This is a genomic window from Deinococcus taeanensis, assembly GCF_020229735.1.
Taxonomy (GTDB): Bacteria; Deinococcota; Deinococci; order Deinococcales; family Deinococcaceae; genus Deinococcus; species Deinococcus taeanensis.
Genome location: NZ_CP083456.1, coordinates 5001 through 16406, shown reverse-complemented (window position 1 = coordinate 16406; position 11406 = coordinate 5001). Strand labels below are relative to the sequence as shown.

Sequence of the window (11406 nt, the reverse complement as noted above, 5' to 3'; positions counted from 1 at the left end):
GCCCGGAGGCTTCATGACCACCCACCCCCGCAGCAAGGCGCTCACGTTTCACCTCGTGGGCCACGCCCACATCGACCCGGTCTGGCTGTGGGACTGGCGCGAAGGCCACGAAACCGTCAAGGCCACCTTCCGCAGCGCCCTCGACCGCCTGCAGGAAAACCCGGACATGGTCTTCGTGCACTCCAGCGCCGCGCAGTACGCCTGGATGGAGCACCACCCCCGCCTGCTGGCCGAAGTCCGCGACGCCGTGGCCCGCGGCCAGTGGGAACCGGTCGGCGGCTGGTGGGTCGAGCCCGACGTCAACCTCACCCACGGCGAGGCGCTCGCCCGGCAGGCCCTGCTCGGCCAGCGCACCTTCGAGCGGCTGCTGGGCCGCCGCGCCCGCATCGGCTTCCTGCCGGACTCCTTCGGCCACCCGGCCACCCTCCCGCAGCTGCTGCGGGAGTCCGGCCTGGACGCCTTTGTCTTTATGCGGCCAGGCGCCAGCGAACTCGACCTGCCCGCCAACCTCTTCACCTGGCGCGGCGTGGACGGCAGCGCCATTCTCAGCGCGCGCGTGGAGTGCTACAACAGCAGCCCGCTGCAGGTGCAGACCAGCCTGGAACGCAACCTCGCGTGGCGCCCCGAGCCCCTCGCGCACTGGCTCGGGCTGTTCGGCGTCGGCAACCACGGCGGCGGCCCCACCCGGCGCGCCATCGCCAACCTGCGCGAACTCGCCGCGCACCCGGAGTGGCCCACGCTGCGCCTGAATTCCCTGAGCGGCTTTTTCGACGCGGTCCGCTCGGCGCCCGCCCCGGAGTACGCCGGTGAACTGCAGCACCACGCGCGCGGCTGCTACGCCGCCGTCAGCGCCATCAAACGCCTCAACCGTCAGGCGGAACACGCCCTGCTGCGCGCCGAGAAACTCGCGGTGATGGCCGCGCCCGCCGGGTACGCCTACCCGGGCGCCGAGCTCACGCGCGCCTGGGCGGGACTGCTGTTCAACCAGTTTCACGACATCCTGGCGGGCAGCTCGCTGCGCAGCGCGTTCGAGGACGCCGAACACCAGCTCGGCGAGGTGCTCAGCATCGCCGCCCGCGTGACCTTCGCCGCCACCCAGGCGGTCGCCGATCAGGTGGACACCCGGCTCGACCGCCGCGACCCGCCGGAGGTGATCCGCAGCCTCCGCTACGACGGCCCCAGCTGGGTCACCGACTACGGCGACGGCGTCCCCGTGCTGGTGTTCAACCCGGCCGGACGTGGGCGCCTCGAGGCCGTCGAACTGGAACTCAACGACTGGCACACGCCGCACCTGCGCCTGATCGACGACGCCGGCCGGGACGTCCCGGCGCAGCGCCTGCAGAATGAAAGCGTGAACGGGCACGGCCGGCCCCGCTTCGTGTTCCAGGCGCAGCTGCCGGCCTTCGGGTACCGGCTGTACCGGGTGCTGGACGAACCTGCCCCCGCGCCGGCGGCCGCGGCGCTGAGTGCCACGCCGCAGCAGCTGGAAAACGAGTTCTGGCAGCTGCAGCTGTGCCCCGACACCGGCGGCCTGCGCCGCCTGCTGGACAAACGCCGCGGCCTGGACCTGCTCGCCGGCACCGGCGCGCAGCTGCAGGTCGTCCGCGACGACACCGACACCTGGGGGCACGGCGCCCGCGCCTTCCGCGCACTGACCGGCGTGTTCACCGGCGCCCGCCTGGAGGTGCTCGAGAACGGACCGGTGCGCGCCACCGTGCGCGCCACCACCGCCTTCGGCCAGTCGACCGCGGTGCAGGACCTCACCCTCTACGCCGGGTCACCCGACATCTGCGCGCAGCTGAGCCTCGACTGGCACGAGCAGCACCACGCCGCGCAGCTGGTGTTCCCGGCGGCGCTGAGTGACGTGACCGCCACGTTCGAGGTGCCGTACGGTCACGTCACCCGCCCGGCGGACGGCGAGGAGGAACCCGTGCAGGCCTGGCTGGACGTCACGGGCTGGCCCGTGACGCCAGAGGTGTCTCCCACCCGGCCGGTCTGGCCCTGCTGACCGACAGCAAGGCCTCCGCGAGCGTCCTGGGCGGCGAGCTGCGCCTCACGCTGGCCCGCAGTCCCGTCTACGCCCACCACGATCCCGCCACGCTCGACCCGGGCGTGGCCTACACGCATCTGGACCAGGGCCTGCAGCGCAGCCGCTGGGTGCTGGCGCCGCACAGCGGGGACTGGCGCGCCGCGGGCGTGCCTGAGCGGGCCGATCAGCTCAACGAGCCGGCCGTGTTCACGCGTGAATACGTGCACGCCGGCCCCTGGCCCGCCAGCCGCGGGGAAGTGCAGCTGCTGGACCTCCCGACCGTCAGGCTCAGCGCCGTGAAGCAGGCCGAGGACAGCAGCGACCTCATCGTGCGCCTGCACGAGTGGGGCGGCCAGGCCGCGCAGGGCACGCTGCGCTGGCGTGGGCACGACCTTCCCGTGACGCTGCGCGCGCAGCAGGTGCTGGGCCTGCGGCTGAACGCCGCGGGCGAAGCGTTCCCCGTCAATTTCCTGGAAGAAGCGCATGACTGAGGCGCTGCTCGCCCTGCTGGAGACCGGAGAGGACGCCGCCCAGACGCACCCGCGCCCTCACCTGCGCCGCCCCTGGCGGGCGCTGGACGGCTGGTGGGACTTCGCGCTCAGCCCGGCCGAAGCGCCGCAGGACGTGAGCTTTGAGGGCCGGATCCGCGTGCCGTACGCGCCGCAGACCCCCGCGAGCGGGCTCGCTCAGGCGCCCTGCCTGACAGAGCGCACCCTGTGGTACCGCACGCGGGTGCAGCTGACGCCCCAGGAAACGCCCGGCGCCGACGAGCGGCTGCTGCTGCATTTCGGCGCGGTGGACTGGGCGGCGCAGGTGTTCGTGAACGGCGCGTTCGCCGCGCGCCACGAGGGCGGGTACACGCCGTTCACGGTGGACGTGACCCGCGCGGCGCGCGCCGGCAGCTTCGAACTGAGCGTCCGGGCGGAGGACGATCACGCCGACCTGGCCCAGCCCCGCGGCAAGCAGGACTGGCGCGCCGAACCACACGCCATCTGGTACCCGCCCACCAGCGGCATCTGGCGCAGCGTGTGGCTCGAAACTGTGCACCGGCAGCACGTCCAGGCCCTGCGCTGGATCCCGGACCTCACGCGGTTTGAACTGACGGCCCTGGTCACGCTGGCGTGCGCGCCCCAGCCCGGCACGCGGGTGCGCCTCGAGGTGTTCGATGGGGAGCGCCCGCTGGCCGACAGTGACACCCTGGTGACCGGGCAGCACATGACGGTGCCGCTGCGCCTGCCGGACCCCGGGGTGGACGACGCGCGCAACGACCTGCTGTGGCTGCCGGACCACCCGAAACTGCTGGACGTCCGCCTGACCCTGAGCGTGCAGGGGCGCGCCGTGGACCGCGCCGAGGGGTACGCGGCCCTGCGGTCGGTCGAGGCCCGCGGGCGACGCGTGCTGCTCAACGGAATTCCGCACCCGCTGCGCATGGTGATGCACCAGGGCTACTGGCCGGACGCCGGCATGACCGGCGACGACCAGCGCTACCGCGAGGACGTCCTCCTGGCGCGGCGGCTCGGGTTCAACGGCCTGCGGCTGCACCAGAAGATCGAGGACCCCCGCTTCCTGTACTGGTGTGACCGGCTGGGCCTGGCGGTGTGGGTGGACCTTCCCAGCGCGTACGCATTCACGGCCCAGAGCCTCGACCGGCTGACCCGCACGTGGCTGGAGGTGCTGGCGCTCTACGCGTCGCACCCGAGCGTGGTGGCGTGGGTGCCGTTCAACGAGTCGTGGGGCCTGCCGGACGTTGCGCGCGACCCGGCGCAGCAGCAAGCGCAGCGCGCCCTGTACTCGCTGACCCGCGCGCTCGACCCGACCCGGCTGGTCAGCGGCAGTGACGGCTGGGAGCAGCTGGTCAGTGACGTGTTCACCGTGCATGACTACACGCAGGTTCCCCAGACGCTGCTGGAACGGTACGGCACCCGCAGCGCGGTCGAGGAGAACCTCTGGCGCCTGTGGCCCGGCGGGCGCGAACAGGGGCTGGCCGGGTTCACGCCCGGCGACCGGCCGGTGATTCTCAGTGAGTTCGGCGGCACCTCCTGGGTGCCGGCTGGAGAGGACGGCTGGGGCTACGGCGTGGTGCGCGACCGCGCTGGGCTCAGCGAGCGGGTCGAAGCGCTGCTCGCGGCGGCCGACCAGGCGATCCTGGCCAAAGGCATTCACGGGTACTGCTACACGCAGCTGACCGACACCTACCAGGAGATGAACGGCCTGGCCGACATGAACCGCGTGCCCAAAGGCGACGTGACGCGCCTGTCGGGCGCCGTGCGCGGTGAACCCCACGCCCCGGGGAACCCGCTGTGGTACTCCGGACGGTGGCGGGGCCGGCGTGACCCGGAGCCCCACTGAATGCGGCCGCGCGGTACAATCGTGAGTCGTCGGCAGACCCAGCGGCGCGTGGGACGGGGAGCGGTATGAATCACGGCAGATCCAGAAGTATCCGGCAGGGCCGCAACCTGCCGGAAGTGCGGGCCGATAACCTCAGCGTGGTCGTGGAGGCCCTGCAGAAACTCCAGCCGATCTCCCGCAGCGCGCTGGCCGACGCGACCGGACTGACGGCCGCGACCATCACGCACATGGTCAACGAACTGGAAGCCTACGACCTGCTGGTCGAGACGCCCTCGCACGAGCGCACGGTCGGCCGGCGGCCCACCCTGCTGACCTTCAACCGCCGCCGCGGTCAGCTGATCGGGGTGGAAATCTCGCGCACGCGGATCCTGGCGATCCGGTCTGACTTCGGCGGGCAGACCCTGGCCCGGCTGGAACGCCCGTTCCGGCCGACCGCGTCGGTGCGGCGCGGCCTGAACGCCATCCGTGAGGTGATTGCCGAGCTGATCGATCCGGGCCTGCCGCTGCTGGGGATCGGTGTGGGCGTGCCGGGACCGGTGAACAGCACCGAGGGCGTCGTGATCGAACCGCCCAACTTCGGCGGCTGGCGCAACGTGCGCGTCACGGACGCCCTGCAGGTGCATTTCGGCGTGCCCTGCTGGCTGGACGACGACGCCAAGGCCGCCGCCTACGGGGAGCGCTGGTACGGCGCGGGCCGGCACGAGGAGACCCTGCTGTACATTTCGCTGCGTTCAGGCGTGGGCGCGGGCCTGATCGTGGGGGACCGGGTGTACCGCGGCGCCCACGAACTCGCCGGCGAGATCGGCCACACCACCATTCACGTGGACGGGCCGCTGTGCGAATGCGGCAACCGCGGGTGCCTGGAGACCCTGGTCAGCGTGCCGGCAATCATGCAGGAAGCCCGGCGGCTGGGCCTGAACGCCGAAGATCCGGCCGGCCTGCACCGCCTGGCGCAGGCCGGGGACGCGGTGGCGCAGAACATCAAAGACCGCGTGTACCTGTACCTCTCGGCGGCGCTGGTCAACGCCGTGAACCACTACGACCCGGCCGTGATCGTGCTGGGCGGGCTGCTCGTGCGCTCCTGGCCGGACCTGACCGGCACCCTGGCCCAGCGGGTCAAGGGACGCTCCTTCGGGTACCTCTCCAAGGACATCCGCATCGTGGACAGCGCCCTGGACCGTGACGCGGCCGCGCTGGGGGCGGTGGCGATCGCGCTGCACAAGATTCTGCGTGATCCTGCCCGGGCGCTGGCCGCCCCGCCCGTGGAGCGCGGCGCGGCCACACCGCCCTGAGGCGCGCGGCTCTTCATGCCGCGCCCGGGGCGACGCTGGAACCGCCGGCGGCCGCTCAGCCTTTCACGCCGCCGGACACGGAGGCGCCTTCCACGAAGTACTTCTGGAAGGTGAAGAACAGCACGATGACCGGCAGCATCACCAGCAGCGCGGCGGCCATCAGGTACTGCCACTGCACGGCCGTGGCGGTGCGGAAAAACTGCAGGCCCACCTGCAGGGTGTAGAGCTTCTCGTCGTTGAGGTACAGCAGCGGACCCACGTAGCTGTCCCAGGCGCCTTCAAAGGTGAAGATCGCGACGGTGGCCAGGGCCGGCTTGGACAGCGGGAGAATCACGCGGCTCCAGATCCAGAAGTCACTGGCGCCGTCCACGCGCGCCGCTTCGGAGTACTCGTTGGGAATGCCCATGAAGAACTGCCGCAGCAGAAAGGTGAAAAACGCGCCTGCGAAGAAGCTCGGCACGACCAGCGGCAGGTAGGTCCCCACCCAGTGGAGTTTCGAGAACAGGATGTACTGCGGGATGAGGGTCACCATGCCGGGGATCATCATGGTGGAGAGCAGGACGGCGAACAGGACGTCCCGGCCGGGAAAACGCAGCTTGGCAAACCCGTACGCGGCCAGCGAGGACGACAGCACCGTGCCGAACACCACGGCGATGGCGTACAGGGCGGTGTTGAAGGCGTACCGGGTGAACGGCGCCAGGGACCAGGCTTTGGCGAAGTTGTCAAAGCGCAGCGGGTCGGGAATCCAGATGGGCGGGTTGGCGTACACCTGCGTGTCCGCTTTCAGGGCCGTGGAGAGCATCCACAGCGCCGGGAACAGCACGGCGGCGCTGATAGCGGCCAGCAGGGCGAACGCCACGGCCTTCCAGAACACGTTCTGGGCCACCTGCGCGTTCATGCGCCGGCGCGGCAGGGCCGTGGTGGCGGGCGTGTTGGGCTGGACGGTCATCAGCGGGCCTCCCCTTCGTAGTACACCCAGCGGCGTGAGACCCAGAACTGCAGTCCGGTCAGCAGCAGGGTGATGATCAGCAGCACCCAGGCCATGGCGCTGGCGTATCCCATCTGGTATTCACCGAACGCCTTCTGCCACATGTACAGGCCGTAGAACAGCGTTGAGTACGACGGGCCGCCTTTCCCGCCCTCGGAGACGATCAGGGACGTTTCCCAGAACTGGAAGGCGGCCGCGATGCCGGTCACCAGTTTGAAGAAGATCGTGGGCGACATCATGGGCACCGTGATTGCCCAGAACTGCCGCACGGGGGACGCGCCGTCCAGCATGGCCGCCTCGTACAGGTGGCGGGGAATGCCCTGCAGGCCCGCGAGGTAGATGATGTACCCGCCGGCGGCGCCCCACATGCTCATGATGATCAGGGCCGGTTTGGCCCAGGTGGGGTCCGCGAACCACAGCGGGGGGGTGCTCACGCCGATGGCCCGCAGGAAGACGTTGATCGGGCCGAAGTCGGGGTTGAACACCCACAGCCACAGCAGCAGCACCGCCACGCCGGTCAGGACCTTGGGCAGGAAGAAGATGGTGCGGAAGATGCGCTGACCGGGAATCTGCTGGTTGAGCAGCACCGCGATGAGCACGCCGGTCAGGACGCTCAGGGGCACCGCGAACAGCACGTAGAAGCCGGTGTTGTACAGCGAGATCCAGAACAGGTCATCGTCGAAGAACAGGCGCCGGTAGTTGTCCCACCCCACCCAGCGCGCCGTGGAGGTCACGTCGTAGTTCGTGAAGCTGGCGTACAGCGACCACAGCATCGGGCCGGCCACGAACACGAGGAAGCCGATCAGCCACGGCGCGATGAACAGGTAGCCGGTGAGCGCTTCTTTCCGCCGGGCCAGACTCATTCGGGCCATATGAACCTCCTTGATGGATTGACGCTACGACGCGGGCGGATGAACAGCAAGGGCACCGGTCAGTTCGGGGGATGATCCTGCGGGCGCGGGTGAGCAGGACCACAGGGGCGTTCGGCGTGGGTAAGTTGCTTAAATATATAAAAAAATTGCCGGCTTTGGTATATGCTCCTGAACAAGGCCCAGCCCCATCCAATTCACCCGACTGCAGAGGAGCCCATCATGACCACGCTTCCGCTGGAGGCCCCCACACGTCATGTCCTGGCCATCGATATCGGCGGCACCAAACTCGCCGCCGGGATCGTCAGCGCCACCGGTGAACTCCTCGACACCGCCCGCACCCCCACGCACGCCGAACAGGGTCCGGACCGCGTCGTCGAGCGGGTCATCGACCTGTGCCGGACCCTGCTCCGCCGCAGCCCCGTCACCGTCGACCGCGCGGGCGTCGGCTGCGGCGGCCCCCTCGATACCCGGCGCGGCCTGATCCAGAACCCACCCAACCTCCCGGGCTGGATCGACTACCCGCTCGTCGGCCAGCTGCGCGGCGCCCTTGACCTGCCGGTGGTGCTGGACAACGACGCGAACGCCGCCGCCCTGGCCGAATTTCATTTCGGCGCCGGGCGCGGCACCCGCCACATGCTCTACCTCACCATCTCCACCGGCATCGGCGGCGGCCTGATCCTCAACGGCCAGCTTTACCGCGGCAAGCGGGGCAACGCCGGCGAACTGGGGCACATCCAGGTGCAGGCCGGCGGCCTGCCCTGCAACTGCGGCGGCCAGGGCTGCCTGGAAGCCTACGCCTCCGGCACCAACATCGCCCGCCGCGCGCGCGAAGCGGCCGCGCAGCACCCGCAGTCCCTGCTCGCACGCAGCGCGCCGCGTCCGGAGGCCATCACCGCGCAGACCGTTCTCACCGCCCTCGACGCCGGCGACCCGGTCGCCCGGGCGCTGTGGAACGACACGCTCGACCTCCTGGCCGCCGGCGTGGCCAGCAGCATCCACGCCTTCGACCCGGAACGGGTGGTGATCGGCGGCGGCATCACCAACTTCGGCGACCACCTGTTCGTGCCGCTGCGCGAACGCGTCGCCGCGCGCACCATGCCCGCCCTCTCAGACGGCGTGGAGATCCGCCCGGCCGCGTTCGCGCAGAACGTCGGCGTGCTCGGCGCCGCCGCCGTCGCCCTCAGCGCAGCCCTGGAGGTTTCATCATGACGCTCACCGCGGCGCAGCATCTCGCCGACCACATCGGCCGGCACCGGACCGCCCTCGACCAGCTCGAACAGCTCGGTCCGGCCCTCGAGGCCGCCGCGCAGGCCTGCGTCCGGGCCCTGCGCGGCGGCGGCAAGCTGCTCACCTGCGGCAACGGCGGCAGCGCCGCTGACGCCCAGCACCTCGCCGCCGAACTGACCGGCCGGTACCGCCGCGAACGTCGCCCGCTGCCCGCCGTGGCCCTCACCACCGACTCCAGCGCCCTGACCTGCATCGGCAACGACTACGCCTTCGAGGAGGTCTTCGCCCGGCAGGCCCAGGCCCTGACGCAGCCGGGCGACGTCCTGATCGGCATCACCACCAGCGGCAACAGCCCCAACATCATCCGGGCCCTGCAGGCCGCCCGGGCGCGCGGCGCAGTGACCGTCGCCCTGACCGGCGCCCTGACCGGCGGGCGTGGCGGCGCGGCCGCCGGTCACGCCGACATCACCCTCAACGTCCCCAGCGACCGCACCGCCCACATCCAGGAGATGCACATCCTGCTGATCCACGTGCTGTGCGAAACCATCGACGACGCCTTTGCCGAGGCGGACCCCGCATGACCCGCCCCGGACGCCGCGCGGTGTTTCACATGATCGGCAACGCCCACATCGACCCGGTGTGGCTCTGGACCTGGCAGGAAGGCTTCCAGGAGATCAAAGCCACCTACCGCAGCGCCCTCGACCGCCTGCGCGACCACCCGGACTTCATTTTCACCTGCTCCTCCGCCGCGCACCTCGCCTGGATCGCCGACAACGAACCCGACATGTTCGAAGAAATCCGCGCCCAGGTACAGGGCGGCCGCTGGGCGCTGGTGGGCGGCTGGTGGGTCCAGCCGGACTGCACGCTCCCGAGCGGCGAAGGCTTCGTGCGCCAGGGCCTGTACGGCCAGCGTTTCTTCCAGACGCAGTTTGGCCGTACCGCGGACACCGGCTACAACCCCGACTCGTTCGGACACGCCGGCACCCTCCCGCAGATCCTGCTTAAAAGCGGCCTGACCCGCTACACCTTCATGCGCCCCGGCCCGCACGAGCAGGCCCTACCCAGCCGCCTGTTCTGGTGGCAGGGCCCCGACGGGTCCAGGGTCCTGACCTTCCGCATTCCGTACGAGTACTGCACCTGGGGCCAGGACCTCGAAGCGCACGTCCGCAAATGCACGACCGAACTCGGCGGCCCGCTCAACGAACTGATGTGTTTCTACGGCGTCGGCAACCACGGCGGAGGGCCGACCACCGAGAACCTCGCGTCAATCGCCCGCCTCACCGCCGACCCCTCCCTTCCGGAACTGCGCCTCAGCGACCCCAGCCGCTACTTCACTGCCGTCGACAGCACCGCTGCGCCCATCTGGACGGATGAACTGCACCACCACGCCGTCGGCTGCTACGCCGCGCACTCCGGCGTCAAGCGCTGGAACCGCGCCGCCGAACTCGCCCTGATCCGCGCGGAGAAACTCGCCGCGCTCGCCGCGGCCGTGACCGGCCATCCCTACCCGCGCCTGGACCTGGAGCGCGCCTGGAAGCGCGTGCTGTTCAACCACTTCCATGACATCCTCGCCGGCACTAGCATCGAAAGCGCCTACGAAGACGCGCGCAACGAGTACGGTGAGGCGCTGGCCACCGCCCAGCACGTCACCAACGCCGCCGTGCAGCGCCTCAGCTGGCGCGTCAGCGTTCCCCACCGTGAAGGCACCCGGCCGTTCGTGGTCTTCAACCCGCACGCCTGGCCCGTCCGCGTGCCCGTCGAACACGAAACCGGCGGCGTCCCGAACGCGTTCACGGTCACCGACGACCAGGGCGCGCCTGTGCCCGCGCAGCGGGTCCGCTCTGAGGCCACCGTCAGCGGCTGGCGCAAACGTCTCGCCTGGACGGCCGATCTGCCCCCCTTTGGCTACCGCACGTACACCGTCCTCCCGCAGGCCGCGCCGGACGCGTCGGCCGTCAGCGCCAGCGACACCCACCTCGAAAGTGACACCTTCCGGCTCGACATTGACCCGCAGACCGGCGGCGTGGCCCGCCTCACCGACAAACGCTCCGGCGCCGAGGTCTTCAGCGACGTGGCCGCGGTCGGCGCCGTCATGACCGACCTCAGCGACACCTGGAGCCACAACGTCTACCGCTACGACCAACCGGCCGGGCGCTTTGAGGGCGCCACCTGCACCCTGCTCGAGCACGGTTCGCTGCGCAGCGCGGTCCGCACCACCAGCCATTACGGCCGCAGCACCCTCACCCAGGACTTCCTGCTCTACGCAGATCACCCATGCATTGAAGTGCGGGTGCGCGTCGACTGGCACGAGCGGCACCGAGTCCTGAAACTGCTGTTCCCCACCCACCTGCATTTTCCCCAGGCGACCTTCGAAGCGCCGTACGGCGTCACGACCCGACCCACCGACGGCAATGAGGAACCCGGCCAGCGCTGGATCGACCTGAGCGGCGTGTACCGGCCCACCGGCGCCGTCCGCGGCCTGAGCCTCATCAACGACGCCAAATTCAGTTACCACGCCCTCGACGCCACACTCGGCCTGACGGTCCTCAGGTCCCCCGTGATCGCCCACCACGACCCTTACGTGCCAGCAGAAGGCGGAGACTACCGGCACATGGACCAGGGCGAACAGCAGTTCACCTACTGGCTCTA

At 70.4% G+C, this 11406-nt stretch carries 9 protein-coding genes (1 of these 9 cut by a window edge); 7 read left to right on the top strand and 2 right to left on the bottom strand.

Annotated elements, in window-relative coordinates:
* The first annotated feature begins 13 nt into the window (after positions 1-13).
* The 4 genes from LAJ19_RS13855 to LAJ19_RS13840 all read left to right on the top strand — a co-directional run bounded on the left by LAJ19_RS13855 (position 14) and on the right by LAJ19_RS13840 (position 5670).
* Positions 14-2008, top strand: coding sequence for an alpha-mannosidase (locus LAJ19_RS13855; RefSeq protein WP_225523463.1), 1995 nt, complete (start codon positions 14-16; stop codon positions 2006-2008).
* A 104-nt stretch (positions 2009-2112) separates the two neighbouring features.
* Positions 2113-2520 carry a glycosyl hydrolase-related protein gene (locus tag LAJ19_RS13850; protein ID WP_225523462.1) on the top strand — a complete coding sequence of 136 codons (408 nt, stop codon included), beginning with the start codon at positions 2113-2115 and terminating at the stop codon, positions 2518-2520.
* Positions 2513-4378, top strand: a complete 1866-nt coding sequence (locus LAJ19_RS13845) for a glycoside hydrolase family 2 protein (protein WP_225523461.1) — start codon at positions 2513-2515, stop codon at positions 4376-4378. The genes LAJ19_RS13850 and LAJ19_RS13845 overlap by 8 nt, the downstream gene beginning before the upstream one ends.
* A 65-nt stretch (positions 4379-4443) precedes the next feature.
* Positions 4444-5670 (top strand): ROK family transcriptional regulator, encoded by a 1227-nt coding sequence (locus LAJ19_RS13840; protein WP_225523460.1) that lies wholly within the window; start codon positions 4444-4446, stop codon positions 5668-5670.
* A 55-nt stretch (positions 5671-5725) separates the two neighbouring features.
* On the opposite strand, the gene LAJ19_RS13835 is transcribed toward LAJ19_RS13840, so the two are convergent.
* Positions 5726-6619: a carbohydrate ABC transporter permease gene (locus LAJ19_RS13835; RefSeq protein WP_225523459.1), complete on the bottom strand. Its 894-nt coding sequence runs from the start codon at positions 6617-6619 to the stop codon at positions 5726-5728.
* Complete coding sequence (locus tag LAJ19_RS13830; RefSeq protein ID WP_225523458.1) at positions 6619-7530, bottom strand: carbohydrate ABC transporter permease; 912 nt, start codon at positions 7528-7530, stop codon at positions 6619-6621. The genes LAJ19_RS13835 and LAJ19_RS13830 overlap by 1 nt, the downstream gene beginning before the upstream one ends.
* A 219-nt stretch (positions 7531-7749) precedes the next feature.
* Between LAJ19_RS13830 and LAJ19_RS13825 the strand changes: the two genes are divergently transcribed.
* The 3 genes in view from LAJ19_RS13825 to LAJ19_RS13815 are tightly spaced (each overlapping or abutting the next) and all read left to right on the top strand, a layout consistent with a single transcriptional unit that may run on beyond the window.
* The gene (locus LAJ19_RS13825; protein ID WP_225523457.1) at positions 7750-8739 is read left to right on the top strand and encodes an ROK family protein; all 990 of its coding nucleotides are present in this window, start codon (positions 7750-7752) and stop codon (positions 8737-8739) included.
* A complete protein-coding gene (locus LAJ19_RS13820) occupies positions 8736-9338 on the top strand; it encodes a D-sedoheptulose-7-phosphate isomerase (RefSeq protein ID WP_225523456.1) in 603 nt (200 codons plus the stop codon). The genes LAJ19_RS13825 and LAJ19_RS13820 overlap by 4 nt, the downstream gene beginning before the upstream one ends.
* Positions 9335-11406, top strand: the 5' portion of a protein-coding gene (locus LAJ19_RS13815) for an alpha-mannosidase (protein ID WP_225523455.1). It continues 370 nt past the right edge of the window; 2072 of the gene's 2442 nt are visible here — the first part of the coding sequence; the start codon lies at positions 9335-9337; its stop codon lies off the right edge, out of view. The genes LAJ19_RS13820 and LAJ19_RS13815 overlap by 4 nt, the downstream gene beginning before the upstream one ends.

What these genes read in the sequence shown, in the direction of transcription:
- LAJ19_RS13855 (WP_225523463.1), top strand. Translation starts at nt 14, where the DNA reads ATGACCACCCACCCCCGCAGCAAGGCGCTCACGTTTCACCTCGTGGGC.
- LAJ19_RS13845 (WP_225523461.1), top strand. Translation starts at nt 2,513, where the DNA reads ATGACTGAGGCGCTGCTCGCCCTGCTGGAGACCGGAGAGGACGCCGCC.
- LAJ19_RS13840 (WP_225523460.1), top strand. Translation starts at nt 4,444, where the DNA reads ATGAATCACGGCAGATCCAGAAGTATCCGGCAGGGCCGCAACCTGCCG.
- LAJ19_RS13835 (WP_225523459.1), bottom strand. Translation starts at nt 6,619, where the DNA reads ATGACCGTCCAGCCCAACACGCCCGCCACCACGGCCCTGCCGCGCCGG.
- LAJ19_RS13830 (WP_225523458.1), bottom strand. Translation starts at nt 7,530, where the DNA reads ATGGCCCGAATGAGTCTGGCCCGGCGGAAAGAAGCGCTCACCGGCTAC.
- LAJ19_RS13825 (WP_225523457.1), top strand. Translation starts at nt 7,750, where the DNA reads ATGACCACGCTTCCGCTGGAGGCCCCCACACGTCATGTCCTGGCCATC.
- LAJ19_RS13820 (WP_225523456.1), top strand. Translation starts at nt 8,736, where the DNA reads ATGACGCTCACCGCGGCGCAGCATCTCGCCGACCACATCGGCCGGCAC.